Raw genomic sequence first — 18,588 nt, forward strand, 5'->3', positions numbered from 1 at the left:
ACAATAAGCGCCACTATAAAAGCACATTAATTTTCCAGCAAATGCTGGAGCAAAATACCGTTGAGCATGGCGCGTTTTACCAGCGCAAAAGCGCCGATTGCCGAGCGGTGATCCAGCTCAGAACGTACCACCGGCAGATTAGTGCGAAACGCCTTCAGCGCCTGGGTATTAATGCAGCTTTCAATAGCAGGGAGCAGCACTTTATCGGCTTCGGTGATTTCACCGGCAATAACAATTTTTTGCGGATTAAATAAGTTGATAGCAATGGCGATGGTTTTGCCCAGATGACGACCGACATACTCAATCACTTCCGAGGCCAGGCTATCGCCTTTGTTCGCGGCTTTGCAGATAGTTTTGATGGTGCAGTCGTCCAGCGGCACGCGGCTCTGGTAGCCCTGCTTTAACAGATTCAACACCCGTTGTTCAATAGCGGCGTTGGCAGCGATAGTTTCCAGGCAGCCAAAGTTGCCGCAGTGGCAGCGTTCACCCAGCGGTTCGACCTGAATATGGCCAATTTCACCGACGTTGCCGTTGCGGCCAATAAAAATGCGCCCGTTAGAGATAATCCCGGCCCCGGTTCCGCGATGGACACGCACCAGAATGGAGTCTTCGCAATCCTGACTTGCACCGAAGTAGTGCTCCGCCAGCGCCAGACTACGGATATCGTGACCAACGAAACAGGTCACTTTAAAACGTTCTTCCAGTGCTTCTACCAGCCCCCAGTTTTCTACCTGAATATGCGGCATGTAATGAATTTTGCCGCTGTCCGGGTCAACAAGCCCTGGCAGGATCACCGAAATCGCGATCAGCTCGCGCAGTTTGCGCTGGTAGCTATCAATAAACTGAGCAATGGCATTCAACAGGGCATGTTCCAGCGTTTGCTGGGTACGTTCCGGCAGCGGGTAATGTTCTTCTGCCAGCACTTTGCTGCTGAGATCAAACAGGGTGATGGTGGCGTCGTGACGACCAAGCCGTACGCCGATTGCGTGGAAATTGCGGGTTTCGGTGACGATGGAGATAGCGCGGCGGCCCCCGGTGGAGGCCTGCTGATCAACTTCTTTGATCAGCCCGCGTTCGATAAGCTGACGCGTAATTTTGGTTACGCTGGCGGGGGCAAGCTGGCTTTGCTCGGCAATCTGAATCCGCGAGATTGGCCCGTACTGGTCAATCAGGCGATAAACCGCCGCGCTGTTAAGCTGTTTTACGAGATCAACATTACCTATCTGAGCTTGTCCGCCTGGTGTCATACTTTCTCTTATTGAGTTACGACCTCGTTACCGTTAACGATGGTCTTGGTGATTTTAAAATCAGGTGTGAATGCGGTCAGGTTGGCTACTTTACCTGCGGCGAGTGTGCCGAGACGTTTCTCAACGCCAATCGCACGCGCCGGATAGAGCGTCGCCATACGCAGCACTTCATCCAGTGCGATACCGCAATGTTCGACCAGATTACGCACGCCTTCAATCATGGTTAAGGATGAACCGCTTAACGTACCGTTCTCATCCACACAAAGTCCGTTACGGTAGTATATTGTTTTACCCGCAAAAATGAACTGTTCAATGTTGGCACCTGCTGGCGCGGTGGCGTCGGTAACCAGACACAGTTTGTCGCCTTTAAGGCGTTTAGCGTTACGAATGTTGGCGTAATCAACATGCAGGCCATCAGCGATAATACCGCAATAAATGTCAGCTTCGTCGAGGATCGCGCCCGCCAGGCCCGGTTCACGACCGGTAATATACGGCATCGCGTTGTACAGATGGGTGGCAAAGGTAATCCCCGCGCGGAAACCGGCTTTCGCTTCTTTCAACGTCGCGTTGGAGTGACCGGCAGAAACCACAATCCCGGCATTTGCCAGTTTGCTGATGACTTCCGCAGGAACCATTTCCGGTGCCAGGGTCACTTTGGTAATGACGTCGGCGTTTTCACACAGGAAATCGACCAGCGCGGCATCAGGCTTACGCACAAAATTCGGATTATGGGTGCCTTTTTTTACCAGATTCAGCCACGGACCTTCCAGATGCAGACCTAACGCCTGATTCGGATGTTTTGCCAGGTACTCGCGCATAACGCGCACGCCCTGTTTCATCAGCTCATCGCTGGTGGTGATAAGCGTCGGCAGATAGTTAGTACAGCCTGATTTCTCATTGGCTTTCTGCATGATTTCCAGCGTTTCCACGCTGACCGCTTCAGCGGTGTCGTTAAACTGTACGCCGCCGCAGCCGTTTAACTGCACATCGATAAAACCGGGGGAGAGAATGGCCCCGTTCAGTGAACGTTGTTCGATCTCTGGCGGCAGTTCCGCTACCGGACAGACGCTTTTAATCAGGCCATCAGCGATAACAACCGCGTGGTCATCAAGAAATTCGTGGCCGGTAAAGATCCGGCCCTGGGTTAATGCATACATTCTGACCCCCGATTTTTAAAAATATTGCCCTGAGCAAGGAGCCAGGGCAGGGATAACAATTACAGACCTTTGATATTTTCTGCTTCTAATTCATTGAAATATCTTAAAGTCTTAACTTTCAGCTCCATGGTGGAAGGTTCATCGCACACCATGATCGCTTTTGGATGCAGTTGCAGACAGCTGATGGTCCACATGTGGTTCACGCAACCTTCAACTGCAGCCTGCAGTGCCAGTGCTTTCTGGCTACCCAGCACCAGAATCATCACTTCTTCGGCATCCAGCAATGTACCAACACCGACAGTCAGGGCATATTTTGGCACCTGATTGACATCGTTATCAAAGAAACGAGAGTTCGCGACGCGAGTGTCATGAGTCAAGGTTTTGATACGAGTACGAGAAGCCAGAGAAGACGCCGGTTCGTTAAATGCAATATGACCGTCGTTACCTACACCGCCCATAAACAGATGAATTTTTCCGTAAGAACGGATTTTTTCTTCATACTGGCGGCATTCGGCGTCGATATCCGGGGCGTTGCCGTTGAGAAGGTTGATGTTTTCTGCTGGAATATCAACGTGATCGAAGAAATTACGGTGCATAAAGCTGTAGTAGCTTTCCGGATGCTCTTTCGGCAGACCGACATATTCGTCCATGTTGAAGGTGACAACGTGCTTAAAGCTGACCTGGCCTGCTTTATGCATTTCGACTAACGCTTTATAGGTGGTCATCGGCGTGCCGCCAGTCGGCAGGCCCAGAACAAACGGACGATCGGCAGTCGGTTTGAACGCATTGATACGATTGACGATATGGCGAGCAGCCCATTTGCCGACCTGTTCAGCGGTAGTCAGGGGGATCAGTCTCATTATTCACCTCAATAAGTAAAATGTAAGCCGTTGGCGGATTAGGCATCTTTAAGCGTAACCTGGATTTGCGCAGACAGGCGTCAATCCGACCTGATTTTTTGAATGATAAAATAAGTTTTCTGGTTTAGCCAGTAAAAGGGAGTGATGATAACGATATTTGGTGACAAAACTCACAAAAGACACGCGTTTAATTTGCGATACGAATTAAATTTTCACACACTCTGTAGCAGATGATCTAACAATCTGATTACAGAACATCGGCAGTACAATTTGCAGCAAAATAAAAATACGGCTTTAAACGAGCCAAATAGGGTTCTCGTAGGGGGAATAAGATGAATATTTTAGGTTTTTTCCAGCGACTCGGTAGGGCGTTACAGCTCCCTATCGCGGTGCTGCCGGTGGCGGCACTGTTGCTGCGATTCGGTCAGCCAGATTTACTTAACGTTGCGTTTATTGCCCAGGCGGGCGGTGCGATTTTTGATAACCTCGCATTAATCTTCGCCATCGGTGTGGCATCCAGCTGGTCGAAAGACAGCGCAGGTGCGGCGGCGCTGGCGGGTGCGGTAGGTTACTTTGTGTTAACCAAAGCGATGGTGACCATCAACCCAGAAATTAACATGGGTGTACTGGCGGGTATCATTACCGGTCTGGTTGGTGGCGCAGCCTATAACCGTTGGTCCGATATTAAACTGCCGGACTTCCTGAGTTTCTTCGGCGGCAAACGCTTTGTGCCGATTGCCACCGGCTTCTTCTGCCTGGTGCTGGCGGCCATTCTTGGTTACGTCTGGCCGCCGGTACAGCACGCTATCCATGCAGGAGGCGAGTGGATCGTTTCTGCGGGCGCGCTGGGTTCCGGTATCTTTGGTTTCATCAACCGTCTGCTGATCCCAACCGGTCTGCATCAGGTGCTGAACACCATCGCCTGGTTCCAGATTGGTGAATTCACCAACGCGGCGGGTACGGTTTTCCACGGTGATATCAACCGCTTCTATGCCGGTGACGGCACCGCGGGGATGTTCATGTCCGGCTTCTTCCCGATTATGATGTTCGGTCTGCCGGGTGCGGCGCTGGCGATGTACTTCGCAGCACCGAAAGAGCGTCGTCCGATGGTTGGCGGGATGCTGCTTTCTGTTGCTGTTACTGCGTTCCTGACCGGTGTGACTGAGCCGCTGGAATTCCTGTTCATGTTCCTTGCACCGCTGCTGTACCTCCTGCACGCACTGCTGACCGGTATCAGCCTGTTTGTGGCAACACTGCTGGGTATCCATGCTGGCTTCTCTTTCTCTGCGGGGGCTATCGACTACGCGTTGATGTATAACCTGCCGGCCGCCAGCCAGAACGTCTGGATGCTGCTGGTTATGGGTGTTGTCTTCTTCGCTATCTACTTCGTGGTGTTCAGTTTGGTTATCCGCATGTTCAACCTGAAAACGCCGGGTCGTGAAGATAAAGAAGACGAGATCGTTACTGAAGAAGCCAACAGCAACACTGAAGAAGGCCTCAATCAACTGGCGACCAACTATATTGCTGCGGTTGGCGGCACTGACAACCTGAAAGCAATTGACGCCTGTATCACCCGTCTGCGCCTGACCGTGGCTGACTCTGCCCGCGTCAACGATACGATGTGTAAACGTCTGGGTGCTTCTGGTGTAGTGAAACTGAACAAACAGACTATTCAGGTGATTGTTGGCGCGAAAGCAGAATCCATCGGCGATGCGATGAAGAAAGTCGTTGCCCGTGGTCCGGTAGCCGCTGCGTCAGCTGAAGCAACTCCGGCAACTGCCGCGCCTGTAGCAAAACCGCAGGCTGTACCAAACGCGGTATCTATCGCGGAGCTGGTATCGCCGATTACCGGTGATGTCGTGGCACTGGATCAGGTTCCTGACGAAGCATTCGCCAGCAAAGCGGTGGGTGACGGTGTGGCGGTGAAACCGACAGATAAAATCGTCGTATCACCAGCCGCAGGGACAATCGTGAAAATCTTCAACACCAACCACGCGTTCTGCCTGGAAACCGAAAAAGGCGCGGAGATCGTCGTCCATATGGGTATCGACACCGTAGCGCTGGAAGGTAAAGGCTTTAAACGTCTGGTGGAAGAGGGTGCGCAGGTAAGCGCAGGGCAACCGATTCTGGAAATGGATCTGGATTACCTGAACGCTAACGCCCGCTCGATGATTAGCCCGGTGGTTTGCAGCAATATCGACGATTTCAGTGGCTTGATCATTAAAGCTCAGGGCCATGTTGTGGCGGGTCAAACACCGCTGTATGAAATCAAAAAGTAATCTGCTTTATGCCTGATGCGACGCTTGAGCGTCGCATCCAACAATGACAAGCGGTGGAGATCTTCTCTGCCGCTTTTTTTTTCATCAATCATCCCCATAATCCTTGTTAGATTATCAATTTTAAAAAACTAACAGTTGTCAGCCTGTCCCGCTTATAAGATCATACGCCGTTATACGTTGTTTACGCTTTGAGGAATCCACGATGAGTGAGGCAGAAGCCCGCCCGACTAACTTTATCCGTCAGATCATCGATGAAGATCTGGCCAGTGGTAAGCACACCACAGTACACACCCGTTTCCCGCCGGAGCCGAATGGCTATCTGCATATTGGCCATGCGAAATCTATCTGTCTGAACTTCGGGATCGCCCAGGACTATAAAGGCCAGTGCAACCTGCGTTTCGACGACACTAACCCGGTAAAAGAAGATATCGAGTATGTTGAGTCGATCAAAAACGACGTAGAGTGGTTAGGTTTTCACTGGTCTGGTAACGTCCGTTACTCCTCCGATTATTTTGATCAGCTCCACGCCTATGCGATCGAACTGATCAATAAAGGCCTGGCGTACGTTGATGAACTGACGCCGGAACAGATCCGCGAATACCGCGGCACCCTGACGCAACCGGGTAAAAACAGCCCGTACCGCGACCGCAGCGTTGAAGAGAACCTGGCGCTGTTCGAAAAAATGCGTGCCGGTGGTTTTGAAGAAGGTAAAGCCTGCCTGCGTGCGAAAATCGACATGGCTTCACCGTTTATCGTGATGCGCGATCCGGTGCTGTACCGTATTAAATTTGCTGAACACCACCAGACTGGCAACAAGTGGTGCATCTACCCGATGTACGACTTCACCCACTGCATCAGCGATGCCCTGGAAGGTATTACGCACTCTCTGTGTACGCTTGAGTTCCAGGACAACCGTCGCCTGTACGACTGGGTGCTGGACAACATCACCATTCCTGTTCACCCGCGCCAGTACGAATTCTCGCGCCTGAATCTGGAATACACTGTGATGTCCAAGCGTAAGCTGAACCTGCTGGTGACCGACAAGCACGTTGAAGGCTGGGATGACCCGCGTATGCCGACCATTTCCGGTCTGCGTCGTCGTGGTTACACTGCTGCTTCTATTCGTGAGTTCTGCAAACGCATCGGCGTGACCAAGCAGGACAACACCATTGAGATGGCATCGCTGGAATCCTGCATCCGTGAAGATCTCAACGAAAATGCGCCGCGCGCAATGGCGGTTATCGATCCGGTGAAACTGGTTATCGAAAACTATCAGGGCGAAGGCGAAATGGTCACCATGCCGAACCATCCGAACAAACCGGAAATGGGGAGTCGTCAGGTGCCGTTTAGCGGTGAGATTTGGATCGATCGCGCCGATTTCCGCGAAGAAGCTAACAAGCAGTACAAACGTCTGGTGCTGGGTAAAGAAGTGCGTCTGCGTAATGCTTACGTCATTAAGGCTGAACGCGTGGAGAAAGATGCCGAAGGCAATATCACCACCATCTTCTGTACTTATGACGCCGACACCTTAAGCAAAGATCCGGCAGATGGTCGTAAAGTCAAAGGTGTTATTCACTGGGTGAGCGCGGCACATGCGCTGCCGGTTGAAATCCGTCTGTACGACCGTCTGTTCAGCGTGCCGAACCCTGGTGCTGCGGATGATTTCCTGTCGGTGATTAACCCGGAATCGCTGGTGATCAAACAGGGCTTTGCTGAACCGTCGCTGAAAGATGCGGTTGCGGGTAAAGCATTCCAGTTTGAGCGTGAAGGTTACTTCTGCCTCGACAGCCGCCATTCCACAGCGGAAAAACCGGTATTTAACCGCACCGTTGGGCTGCGTGATACCTGGGCGAAAGTAGGCGAGTAATTTTAAGTTCTACCAGGCCGGGTGAGGCATTTACGTCGCATCCGGCAAGAAATAGCAAACAATCCCAAACGCCGCACTCTGCGGCGTTTTTTCTGCTTTTCTTCGCGAATTAATTCCGCTTCGCAATTTATCCATAAAATAAATTTAAAATCACAAACCATAATTAAATAAAATGTAACCGCTTTCATCTTGCTGGAAATTCACGCTTTTATTCTTCTGCAAGCCTTTCAACCGCAAACTTAAGCCTTGTAACAAAAATCATCAAAATATGTGCGGTTGCTCATGTTCTTACATTCTGGTTACAGAAAGAGATTGATAATTCGCGTCGCGAAAAATAGTCTGTTCCTGTAGTCAGCGAGACTTTTCTCAACGCTACTTTTTTAATTTTTATTTTTTCGCTGTTCACCTTTGGTGCAGCAATTTATACGTCAAAGAGGATTAACCCATGCGTACGTTTAGTGGCAAACGTAGTACGCTGGCGCTGGCTATCGCCGGTGTTACAGCAATGTCGGGCTTTATGGCAATGCCGGAGGCTCGCGCCGAAGGATTCATCGACGATTCAACCTTAACCGGCGGTATATATTACTGGCAGCGTGAACGCGACCGTAAAGATGTTACCGACGGCGACAAATACAAAACCAACCTTTCTCACTCCACCTGGAATGCCAACCTCGATTTTCAGTCCGGTTATGCTGCTGATATGTTCGGCCTTGATATTGCTGCGTTTACGGCGATTGAAATGGCGGAAAACGGCGACAGCTCCCACCCGAACGAAATCGCGTTTTCAAAAAGTAATAAAGCCTATGACGAAGACTGGTCCGGCGACAAAAGCGGTATAAGCCTGTATAAAGCTGCGGCCAAATTTAAATACGGTCCGGTTTGGGCGAGGGCAGGTTACATTCAGCCAACTGGTCAAACGCTGTTAGCGCCGCACTGGAGCTTTATGCCAGGTACTTATCAGGGGGCGGAAGCCGGGGCGAATTTTGATTACGGCGATGCTGGTGCGTTGAGTTTCTCCTACATGTGGACCAACGAATACAAAGCGCCGTGGCATCTGGAAATGGATGAGTTTTATCAGAACGATAAAACCACCAAAGTTGATTATCTGCACTCCCTTGGGGCGAAATACGACTTCAAAAATAACTTCGTACTGGAAGCGGCATTTGGTCAGGCGGAAGGGTATATCGATCAATATTTTGCCAAAGCCAGCTACAAATTTGATATCGCCGGTAGCCCGTTAACCACCAGCTACCAGTTCTATGGTACGCGCGATAAAGTTGACGATCGCAGCGTCAACGACCTTTATGACGGCACCGCCTGGCTGCAAGCGTTGACCTTTGGTTACCGGGCGGCTGACGTAGTGGATTTGCGCCTCGAAGGCACCTGGGTTAAGGCTGACGGTCAGCAGGGATACTTCCTGCAACGTATGACTCCAACCTACGCTTCCTCCAACGGCCGCCTGGATATCTGGTGGGATAACCGTTCCGACTTCAACGCCAACGGCGAAAAAGCGGTCTTCTCCGGTGCGATGTATGACCTGAAAAACTGGAATCTTCCAGGCTTCGCCATCGGCGCTTCCTACGTTTACGCATGGGATGCTAAACCTGCGACCTGGCAGAGCAATCCGGATGCGTACTACGACAAAAACCGGACTATTGAAGAGTCTGCCTACAGCCTGGATGCGGTCTACACCATTCAGGACGGTCGCGCCAAAGGCACGATGTTCAAACTGCACTTCACCGAATACGACAACCACTCTGACATCCCAAGCTGGGGCGGCGGTTACGGTAACATCTTCCAGGATGAGCGTGACGTGAAATTTATGGTAATCGCACCATTCACCATCTTCTGATGCCCGACGCGGCAGGTTTTGTGCCTGCCGCACGTTTGAGGAATTTGCTATGAAAAAACTGATTCTCATCGCCATAATGGCATCGGGGCTGGTAGCTTGTGCGCAATCAACCGCGCCACAGGAAGACAGTCGTCTGAAAGAGGCATACAGCGCCTGTATCAACACCGCACAAGGTTCGCCAGAAAAAATTGAAGCCTGCCAGAGCGTGTTAAACGTGCTGAAGAAAGAGAAACAACATCAGCAGTTTGCCGACCAGGAAAGTGTACGCGTACTGGATTATCAGCAGTGTCTGCGTGCAACGCAAACCGGAAATGATCAGGCGGTGAAAGCCGATTGTGATAAGGTCTGGCAGGAAATACGCAGTAATAACAAATAAGTGAGAGCTGTAACTCTCGCTTTTCTTATTTCCCTTGTATAAAAAAGCCAACCCGCAGGTTGGCTTTTCTCGTTCAGGCTGGCTTATTTGCCTTCGTGCGCGTGCTCATCTTCGCGGCAATCGCCTTCGGCACAGTGACCGTAAAGATAGAGACTGTGGTTAGTCAGGCGAATGCCATGTTTTGCGGCAATTTCACGCTGACGCGCTTCGATGGAATCATCACTAAATTCGATAACCTTGCCGCAGTCGAGGCAAATCAGGTGATCGTGGTGATGTTGCTGTGTCAGTTCAAATACGGATTTACCGCCTTCAAAATTGTGGCGGGTGACGATACCAGCGTCGTCAAACTGGTTCAGTACGCGATATACCGTAGCCAGACCAATTTCTTCACCCATATCGATCAGACGTTTGTATAAATCTTCCGCACTGACGTGATGGTTGTCCGGCTCCTGAAGAACTTCCAGGATTTTTAAACGTGGAAGCGTTACTTTCAGGCCAGCTTTCTTTAGGGCGGTATTGTTATCAGTCATGCGGAATCTGTCCTGTTACTAAGCGGTTCACTTCATTAGAAGAAGTGACAGAATTTGCTCTTGAGATAATGCGTATCATTATAGAATTGCCACGCCTAAATGAAAACCACAAGTCCCTGGCAAATATTGTTAATAAAAACGTGGCACAGCTTACATTTACAACGGCAAGGCCACTTGAACACCGGGACATTGTACAGGTACAACAGCAAAAGTTACAAATTTGTAGCAATTATTTTGATTGGCATTATCTATTAATACGGCGTAGACATGAGTCTACGCCGCATCACATCAGGCATTAAGAATTTCGTCGAGATGCAACTCTTCAGAAATCTGTTTAACCCATTTTTCTACACGTTCAGCGGTCAGTTCCGGCTGACGGTCTTCGTCGATAGCCAGACCGACAAAGTGGTCGTCATCTGCCAGACCTTTTGATGCTTCGAAATGATAGCCCGCAGTTGGCCAGTGACCAACGATGGTTGCACCGCGCGGTTCAATGATGTCGCGGATGGTGCCCAATGCATCGCAGAAATATTCGGCGTAATCTTCCTGGTCACCACAACCAAACAGCGCAACCAGTTTGCCATTGAAATCAATCTCTTCGAGAGTCGGGAAGAAGTCATCCCAGTCACACTGCGCTTCGCCATAATACCAGGTTGGGATGCCCAGCAGCAGAATGTCATAAGCTTCCAGATCTTCTTTGCTGCTTTTTGCAATGTCATGGACATCGGCAACGTCTTTACCAAGCTGTTTTTGAATCATTTTTGCGATATTTTCGGTATTACCGGTGTCGCTGCCGAAAAAGATGCCAGTGATAGCCATGAGTGAAATAACCTCTTGAAACTTATTGAAATGGGGGTGGAAAATTGCCCACGGATAAAGGCAATCATAGCAGAACAGGCAGTCTTGCGGAATCAGCAAACGAGCAGGACTGCACACTGTGCTACATGAAACTGGAAATTTAAACGATGCCCTGACTACGCAGCGCCGCCAGTTGCTGCATTAACATCTCTTCGATCAGTTCGCTACGGCTCATATTGCGCGATTCCGCCAGCTCGTTCAGCGCCTCGACAGCTTCCGCGTTCAGCTTCAGTTCGACACGCTTAAGGCCACGTACTTTGTCGCGTTTTAGCTGGTTGCGTTTATTAATACGCAGCTGTTCATCGCGCGAAAGCGGATTAGTTTTCGGTCGTCCCGGTCGACGCTCGTGCGCGAACAGATCTAATGTCGTACGGTCCGTTTGTTCTTTGGCCATGATCTTGGTGACTTCGGGGGAAACAATCAGCCAGGCCTCTGCCCGGATGGATAGCGCGCCATAATACATCAGCGCGATGAGTCACGCCAACGCCCACGCGCGGAAAGCGACGCGGACGCTGGGTTTTTAATCAGTTGCGTTAATCATTGAGATAGCGACGGATAGCGCGTAATACCGCATCCGGTTTTTCAGCATGGACCCAGTGACCCGCGCCTGCAATCACATGCGCCCGTGCCTGTGGAAATTGTGCCAGTAAATCATCACGGTACTGCTCGCTAACATACGGAGAATTGCCGCCAGGGATAAACAGGGCAGGGTGATCCCATGCCGGGATTTTCTCCCAACCCACAATATGCGGATACTGATCCCACAATACCGGCACGTTAAAGCGCCACTCCCCGTCAACAAAAGATTTCAACAGAAACTGAATCACCCCTTCTTCATTAAGATGCTGGCGCATTATTGCTGCTGCTTGCTGGCGAGTTTGTGCGTCCGATTCACTGACCGCGTTGATAGCTGCGAAAATCTCATCATGACGGCGTACGTGATAGTCGACCGGTGCGATATCGATCGCCACCAGTTTATCGATGCGATCGGGGGCCAGTGCAGTAAGTGCCATTACCGCTTTACCGCCCATGGAGTGACCGATAAATGTTGCTTTGTCGATCTGCAGTGCATCCAGGGTATCAACAAGATCCTGCGCCATCGCCGGGTAATTCATTACCGGCTCTCTCGGTGAAAGACCGTGGTTACGCATATCAACCTGGATGATATTGTGATCGTTTACCAGATCGCGAGCCAGTACGCCAAGGTTGTCGAGGCTACCAAACAGACCATGGACAAGAACGATGGGAGAATTATTGTGCTGGTTTTGTGCAGTTTGCGCGCGGATATTCAATTTCATGGCAAAGTTCTTTTTTTCGCGTTGTCGGGTTAGGGTATTATGTTGACCATTGTGCCACAGGGCTGCAACAAATAAGGTTTATTCCGAGTTTTTCTGCAAGCCAGGCTTGACGCTATCCGCTGCCGGGATTTATTCATATACTCCTGGCGACTTGTATTCAGCTAAGACATTGCACTGGATTAAGATGAAAACGATTGAAGTTGATGATGAACTCTACAGCTATATTGCCAGCCACACTAAGCATATCGGCGAGAGCGCATCCGACATTTTACGGCGTATGTTGAAATTTTCCGCCGCATCACAGCCTGCTGCTCCGGTGACGAAAGAGGTTCGCGTTGCGTCACCTGCTATCGTCGAAGCGAAGCCGGTCAAAACGATTAAAGACAAGGTTCGCGCAATGCGTGAACTTCTGCTTTCGGACGAATACGCAGAGCAAAAGCGAGCGGTCAATCGCTTTATGCTGCTGTTGTCTACACTATATTCTCTTGACGCCCAGGCGTTTGCCGAAGCAACGGAATCGTTGCACGGTCGTACACGCGTTTACTTTGCGGCAGATGAACAAACGCTGCTGAAAAATGGTAATCAGACCAAGCCGAAACATGTGCCAGGCACGCCGTATTGGGTGATCACCAACACCAACACCGGCCGTAAATGCAGCATGATCGAACACATCATGCAGTCGATGCAATTCCCGGCGGAATTGATTGAGAAGGTTTGCGGAACTATCTAAAACGTTGCAGACAAAGGACAAAGCAATGGCAATCCACAATCGTGCAGGCCAACCTGCACAACAGAGTGATTTGATTAACGTCGCCCAACTGACGGCGCAATATTATGTACTGAAACCAGAAGCAGGGAATGCGGAGCACGCGGTGAAATTCGGTACTTCCGGTCACCGTGGCAGTGCAGCGCGCCACAGCTTTAACGAGCCGCACATTCTGGCGATCGCTCAGGCAATTGCTGAAGAACGTGCGAAAAACGGCATCACTGGCCCTTGCTATGTGGGTAAAGATACTCACGCCCTGTCCGAGCCTGCGTTCATTTCCGTACTGGAAGTGCTGGCAGCGAACGGCGTTGATGTCATTGTGCAGGAAAACAATGGCTTCACTCCGACGCCTGCCGTTTCCAATGCCATCCTGGTTCACAATAAAAAAGGTGGCCCGCTGGCAGACGGTATCGTGATTACACCGTCCCATAACCCGCCGGAAGATGGTGGTATCAAGTACAATCCGCCAAATGGTGGCCCGGCTGATACTAACGTCACCAAAGTGGTGGAAGACAGGGCCAACGCACTGATGGCCGATGGCCTGAAAGGCGTGAAGCGTATCTCCCTCGACGAAGCGATGGCATCCGGTCATGTGAAAGAGCAGGATCTGGTGCAGCCGTTCGTGGAAGGGCTGGCCGATATCGTTGATATGGCGGCGATTCAGAAAGCGGGCCTGACGCTGGGCGTTGATCCGTTGGGCGGTTCCGGTATCGAATACTGGAAGCGCATTGGCGAGTATTACAACCTCAACCTGACCATCGTTAACGATCAGGTCGATCAAACCTTCCGCTTTATGCACCTCGATAAAGACGGTGCGATCCGTATGGACTGCTCCTCCGAGTGTGCGATGGCGGGTCTGCTGGCACTGCGTGATAAGTTCGATCTGGCGTTTGCTAACGACCCGGATTATGACCGTCACGGTATCGTCACTCCGGCAGGTTTGATGAATCCGAACCACTACCTGGCGGTGGCGATCAACTACCTGTTCCAGCATCGTCCGCAGTGGGGCAAAGATGTTGCTGTCGGTAAAACGCTGGTTTCTTCTGCGATGATCGACCGTGTGGTCAATGACTTGGGCCGTAAGCTGGTAGAAGTACCGGTAGGTTTCAAATGGTTTGTTGATGGTCTGTTCGACGGCAGCTTCGGCTTTGGCGGCGAAGAGAGCGCAGGGGCTTCCTTCCTGCGTTTCGACGGCACGCCGTGGTCCACCGACAAAGACGGCATCATTATGTGTCTGCTGGCGGCGGAAATCACCGCTGTCACCGGTAAGAACCCGCAGGAACACTACAACGAACTGGCAAAACGCTTTGGTGCGCCGAGCTACAACCGTTTGCAGGCAGCTGCGACTTCCGCACAAAAAGCGGCGCTGTCTAAGCTGTCTCCGGAAATGGTGAGCGCCAGCACCCTGGCAGGTGACCCGATCACCGCGCGCCTGACTGCTGCTCCGGGCAACGGTGCTTCTATTGGCGGTCTGAAAGTGATGACTGACAACGGCTGGTTCGCCGCGCGTCCGTCAGGCACGGAAGACGCATATAAGATCTACTGCGAAAGCTTCCTCGGTGAAGAACATCGCAAGCAGATTGAGAAAGAAGCGGTTGAGATTGTTAGCGAAGTTCTGAAAAACGCGTAAACACATTTAATAAAAAAAGGGCGGTCGCAAGATCGCCCTTTTTTACTTTGCTTTTTTAACCGTGTTTATTTTTCAGTTCAAAGCGTGGTGATACCAGACCATACAGTGTCCAACCAAGGAAGGTCACGATGGAACCGTACAGCATGGCTTCTTCCCCGGATGAGTACAGCGCATAAAAGCTATACATCGCGCCAACAAAAGCAACAAAGTTTGCAACTTTCGCTTTTGAGGGGGGCACATTAGCGACCTTCTGAATAATGACTAATGCCGCCATTGACAGAATATACGGAATGATATTGGTCACCACGGCCAGGTTAACCAGCACGTTGAACTGACTGTTTAGCGACGGGCTAATCGTCATCAGCGCCAACCCGCTCTGGATAATCACAATGGTCAACATTCCCTGCACCGGTGCATCCACTTTGGTTACACGGGAGAAAATTTTAGGGAAGTAGCCTTCATCAGATGAAGATTTAAACACCTGGGCAATGGTGAACTGCCAGCCAAGCAGCGAACCGCAGCAGGACATCACCATCAGCGCCATAATGACTTTACCCACTTCTGGTGTGAACATCTGTGCGAAGGCCAGGCCAAATGGTGCCGTTGAATTTGCCAGCTCCATATTAGGCACAATCCCTGCAATCACGTTGGTGGAGACGATATAAATCACCGCCGCACCTAACGTACCGCCGAGTACCGCGATTGGCACATTACGTTCCGGGTTTTCCACTACATCAGTATTCGCACACGCAGACTCCAGACCGAGAAAAGCCCACAGCGTCATAGCGATGGAAGAACCTACTGCACTGAAGAACGGTGCATGATGCGGATTCCAGGAATCAACGTAAAGCGTCGGGCTAAACCAGAACCAGCCGATAATGCACAGGCCTACCACCGGAATAATGACCCCCCACACGGTAATGCTACTGATTTGCCCGGTAATGCGCGCACCACCAAAGTTAGCCACGGTACAAATCCACAGCACCCCGATGGTCGCAAGACCAATCTGCACTGGCGACAAACTCGCGCCGAGCAGTTCGGTGCCGTAACCAACCGCCGAAATAGCAATCGCGACGTTAGCAATCAGCAGCGAGACGCCGTAGGTATAGTTCGCCATAAAGTTACCGGATTTACCGAAAGCATACTCCGCATAACCGCCCATACCGCCTGATTTACGGCTGAACATACCGCATTTTGCGAATGCCCATGCCAGTGCCATTGAGCCTACGGCTGTCACCAGCCAGGAGATAATTGAAATTGTCCCAACTTCGGCAAGCTTTGTCGGCAGCATGATGATACCGGAGCCCATCATGTTGACCATCGTCAGTATGGTTAACTGAACGACGCCCATTTTGTTCGATTTAGCCTGACTCATAATTTTTCCCCTTTCAACAGGGTGCTTTGCGCATCACGAGGCTTGATGACATAGCACCAAACTTGCTTACGACCATCATGTTCTTCGATATAGACACCCTGAAGCTCCGGTGCAAAACCTGGCAACAGGTTGATCCCTTCTTCCAGAGCGCTGAAGTAACGCAGAACAGCACCACCCCAGATTTCACCCGGAACAACGCACAGCACACCCGGAGGATAAGGAAGCGCACCTTCGGCAGCGATACGGCCTTCTGCATCCGGCAGACGAACCAGCTCCACTTCACCGCGTAAATAGGCGTAGTTGGCTTCTTGCGGATTCATGCTTACGCGTGGGAAGTGTTCCTTACGGAACATCTCTTTTTGCAGTTGTTTCACGTTGTGACGGGCATACAAATCATGCATTTCTTGACACAACTGACGCAGGGTATAACCGGCGTAGCGCTCTTCATGCTGTTTGTAGATGGAAGGCAGCACTTCTGCTAATGGCGCGTCGGACTCAAGCAGTTTTTCGAAGCGTACCAGCAGGGCAACAAGTTGCTGAAGCTTGGCCATATCTTCTGCCGGAGTCAGCAGGAAGAGGATGGAGTTAAGATCGCATTTTTCCGGCACTACGCCATTTTCGCGCAGGAAGTTAGCAAGAATCGTCGCGGGTACACCGAACGCTTCATATTCGCCGTTACGTGCATCAATACCTGGGGTTGTCAGCAACAGTTTGCAAGGATCGACAAAGTATTGATTCTCTGCATAGCCTTCAAAAGAATGCCAGTGTTCCCCTGGTACAAACTGGAAGAAGCGCAGATCAACCGCAATTTGCGCTGTTTCATACGACTGCCAGGGTTTACCATCCACCAGTTCAGGTACGAACGGACGAATATGCTGACAGTTATCGAGGATCAGTTTGCGGGCATTAATGCCATTTACCACACAATCCATCCACATATTACGACCGCTGACACCTTCATGCATTTTGGCGTTGATATCCAGTGCGGCAAACAGCGGATAGAACGGGCTGGTGGAGGCGTGCATCATAAAGGCGTTGTTCATGCGTTTGTGCGGTACATAACGCTGTTGCCCTTTGATGTGGCTGTCTTTTTTATGGATTTGTGAAGTTTGAGAAAAACCAGCCTGCTGTTTATGTACGGATTGCGTAACCAGAATACCCGGATCGTTCTCATTAAGATCCAGCAACAGCGGCGAACAGTCAGCCATCATCGGAATAAACTGTTCATAGCCGACCCATGCGGAGTCAAAGAGGATGTAGTCACACAGATGACCAATTTTATCCACCACCTGACGGGCGTTATAAATCGTACCGTCGTAAGTGCCTAGCTGAATAACGGCGAGGCGGAAAGGACGAGCCTCTTTTGCCCGCTGCGGTGCAACTTCTGTAATCAGCTCACGCAGGTAACTTTCTTCAAAACAGTGCGCATCAATGCCACCGATAAAGCCATACGGGTTACGTGCGGTTTCCAGATAAACCGGTGTCGCGCCAGCCTGTAGCAACGCACCGTGGTGGTTAGATTTATGGTTATTGCGGTCAAACAACACCAGATCGCCCGGCGTCAGCAATGCGTTTAAGACCACTTTATTAGAAGATGAAGTACCGTTTAAAACGAAATAGGTTTTATCGGCATTAAAGACTTTAGCCGCATGCTGTTGTGCAATACATGGCGCACCTTCATGAATCAGCAGATCGCCCATTGCTACGTCAGCATTACACAAGTCAGAGCGGAAGAGCATTTCGCCAAAGTATTCCACGAACTGATTGCCTGCCGGATGGCGACGGAAAAACTCACCCCCCTGATGACCAGGGCAGTCAAAAGCACTATTGCCCTGATTAACATAATCGACCAGTGCGCGGAAGAAGGGCGGGCGCAGTTGCGTTTCATAATGGCTGGCAGCGGTTTCTAACTGACGTCCATAAAACTCTTTACGTGATTCGCAATGTTCGAAGACACCAGAAATACGTGGCAGATATTCTGCGGGTACACGTTCTTCATTTTCCGTTGCAATAAAAACAGGAATGTCATAGCCAGTAGCGTCTATTTCATCGAGTTTTCCACGTTCAACATCACTGACTGATAAAATAATGGCGGCAACGTCAATATAATTACTTTCGTCTATATTCACGCATGCACGATGAGTGGAAAAACAATCCGGGCAAGAACGGCTAACGGCAATTTTTAATTCTGACATTTTGTTCATCTCTTTATTTCAGGTAATAGCAGGTCCTCAATTTCTCAAAGGAGAAATCGATCACGCCGGAAAAAAAGCAAAGCTCCACCGCTGATAAATAAATCAGTAGTTTGCTTTTTGCAGATGCAATAACCCAGACCAGCCCGGTAACTGGCTATACTCGTCATACCTCAAGTTGCAAGTGCTGCGACTCGAATTATTTAGAGTTTAAAAGGGTTAGCAGTATATGAGCACCGAGGAATACAGGTATTAACCTGTAATGCTTAAAGTCAGGGAGACCTGTACGTTGGGGTGCCCT

General features: G+C 50.5%; 17 protein-coding genes. 6 read left to right on the forward strand and 11 right to left on the reverse strand.

The window, feature by feature from the left end:
- Positions 1-26 precede the first annotated feature (26 nt).
- Genes nagC through nagB form a run of 3 tightly spaced genes read right to left on the reverse strand, consistent with a single transcriptional unit; the run spans position 27 to position 3,264 of the window.
- Complete coding sequence (gene nagC / locus ACJHXA_RS13975) at positions 27-1,247, reverse strand: DNA-binding transcriptional regulator NagC (protein ID WP_000187594.1); 1,221 nt, start codon at positions 1,245-1,247, stop codon at positions 27-29.
- 8 nt (positions 1,248-1,255) lie between these two features.
- Positions 1,256-2,404 carry an N-acetylglucosamine-6-phosphate deacetylase gene (gene nagA, locus ACJHXA_RS13980; RefSeq protein WP_000271153.1) on the reverse strand — a complete coding sequence of 383 codons (1,149 nt, stop codon included), beginning with the start codon at positions 2,402-2,404 and terminating at the stop codon, positions 1,256-1,258.
- 59 nt (positions 2,405-2,463) lie between these two features.
- Entirely contained in the window at positions 2,464-3,264 is an 801-nt protein-coding gene (gene nagB, locus ACJHXA_RS13985) for a glucosamine-6-phosphate deaminase (protein WP_001237072.1), read from the reverse strand.
- A 332-nt stretch (positions 3,265-3,596) separates the two neighbouring features.
- Here nagB and nagE point away from each other — a divergent pair, with 332 nt between their 5' ends.
- Entirely contained in the window at positions 3,597-5,543 is a 1,947-nt protein-coding gene (gene nagE, locus ACJHXA_RS13990) for a PTS N-acetyl glucosamine transporter subunit IIABC (RefSeq protein ID WP_001023134.1), read from the forward strand.
- Here nagE and ACJHXA_RS13995 read toward each other — a convergent pair.
- The gene (locus tag ACJHXA_RS13995; RefSeq protein ID WP_001297734.1) at positions 5,513-5,635 is read right to left on the reverse strand and encodes a hypothetical protein; all 123 of its coding nucleotides are present in this window, start codon (positions 5,633-5,635) and stop codon (positions 5,513-5,515) included. The genes nagE and ACJHXA_RS13995 overlap by 31 nt on opposite strands.
- A 110-nt stretch (positions 5,636-5,745) precedes the next feature.
- Between ACJHXA_RS13995 and glnS the strand changes: the two genes are divergently transcribed.
- The 3 genes from glnS (at position 5,746) to chiQ (ending at position 9,638) form a co-directional block, all read left to right on the forward strand.
- Positions 5,746-7,410, forward strand: a complete 1,665-nt coding sequence (gene glnS / locus ACJHXA_RS14000) for a glutamine--tRNA ligase (RefSeq protein WP_001287154.1) — start codon at positions 5,746-5,748, stop codon at positions 7,408-7,410.
- A 445-nt stretch (positions 7,411-7,855) separates the two neighbouring features.
- Positions 7,856-9,262: a chitoporin ChiP gene (gene chiP, locus ACJHXA_RS14005; RefSeq protein ID WP_283512313.1), complete on the forward strand. Its 1,407-nt coding sequence runs from the start codon at positions 7,856-7,858 to the stop codon at positions 9,260-9,262.
- 49 nt (positions 9,263-9,311) lie between these two features.
- A complete protein-coding gene (gene chiQ, locus ACJHXA_RS14010) occupies positions 9,312-9,638 on the forward strand; it encodes a ChiQ/YbfN family lipoprotein (protein ID WP_000733579.1) in 327 nt (108 codons plus the stop codon).
- 83 nt (positions 9,639-9,721) lie between these two features.
- Here the strand turns inward: chiQ and fur are convergent, their stop codons facing one another.
- The 5 genes from fur to ybfF form a co-directional block, all read right to left on the reverse strand.
- Entirely contained in the window at positions 9,722-10,168 is a 447-nt protein-coding gene (fur, locus tag ACJHXA_RS14015) for a ferric iron uptake transcriptional regulator (RefSeq protein WP_000131702.1), read from the reverse strand.
- Positions 10,161-10,247, reverse strand: coding sequence for a fur leader peptide (gene uof / locus ACJHXA_RS14020; protein ID WP_001406816.1), 87 nt, complete (start codon positions 10,245-10,247; stop codon positions 10,161-10,163). The genes fur and uof overlap by 8 nt, the downstream gene beginning before the upstream one ends.
- A gap of 209 nt (positions 10,248-10,456) precedes the next feature.
- Complete coding sequence (fldA, locus tag ACJHXA_RS14025) at positions 10,457-10,987, reverse strand: flavodoxin FldA (RefSeq protein WP_001018618.1); 531 nt, start codon at positions 10,985-10,987, stop codon at positions 10,457-10,459.
- Positions 10,988-11,126: 139 nt separating this feature from the next.
- Positions 11,127-11,420 (reverse strand): LexA regulated protein, encoded by a 294-nt coding sequence (gene ybfE, locus ACJHXA_RS14030; protein ID WP_001300829.1) that lies wholly within the window; start codon positions 11,418-11,420, stop codon positions 11,127-11,129.
- Positions 11,421-11,559: 139 nt separating this feature from the next.
- Positions 11,560-12,324, reverse strand: a complete 765-nt coding sequence (gene ybfF / locus ACJHXA_RS14035; protein ID WP_000773301.1) for an esterase — start codon at positions 12,322-12,324, stop codon at positions 11,560-11,562.
- A 184-nt stretch (positions 12,325-12,508) separates the two neighbouring features.
- Here ybfF and seqA point away from each other — a divergent pair, with 184 nt between their 5' ends.
- The gene (gene seqA / locus ACJHXA_RS14040) at positions 12,509-13,054 is read left to right on the forward strand and encodes a replication initiation negative regulator SeqA (protein ID WP_000848387.1); all 546 of its coding nucleotides are present in this window, start codon (positions 12,509-12,511) and stop codon (positions 13,052-13,054) included.
- Between the two features lie 25 nt (positions 13,055-13,079).
- Positions 13,080-14,720 carry a phosphoglucomutase (alpha-D-glucose-1,6-bisphosphate-dependent) gene (gene pgm, locus ACJHXA_RS14045; RefSeq protein WP_001295675.1) on the forward strand — a complete coding sequence of 547 codons (1,641 nt, stop codon included), beginning with the start codon at positions 13,080-13,082 and terminating at the stop codon, positions 14,718-14,720.
- Positions 14,721-14,775: 55 nt separating this feature from the next.
- On the opposite strand, the gene potE is transcribed toward pgm, so the two are convergent.
- Both potE and speF read right to left on the reverse strand, forming a co-directional pair.
- The gene (gene potE, locus ACJHXA_RS14050; protein ID WP_000075845.1) at positions 14,776-16,095 is read right to left on the reverse strand and encodes a putrescine-ornithine antiporter; all 1,320 of its coding nucleotides are present in this window, start codon (positions 16,093-16,095) and stop codon (positions 14,776-14,778) included.
- Positions 16,092-18,290, reverse strand: a complete 2,199-nt coding sequence (gene speF / locus ACJHXA_RS14055; protein ID WP_001297242.1) for an ornithine decarboxylase SpeF — start codon at positions 18,288-18,290, stop codon at positions 16,092-16,094. Before speF ends, potE begins: the two co-directional genes overlap by 4 nt.
- Positions 18,291-18,588 lie beyond the last annotated feature (298 nt).

This window comes from Escherichia sp. WS33, assembly GCF_046486385.1.
In the GTDB taxonomy this organism is placed as follows: domain Bacteria; phylum Pseudomonadota; class Gammaproteobacteria; order Enterobacterales; family Enterobacteriaceae; genus ECMA0423.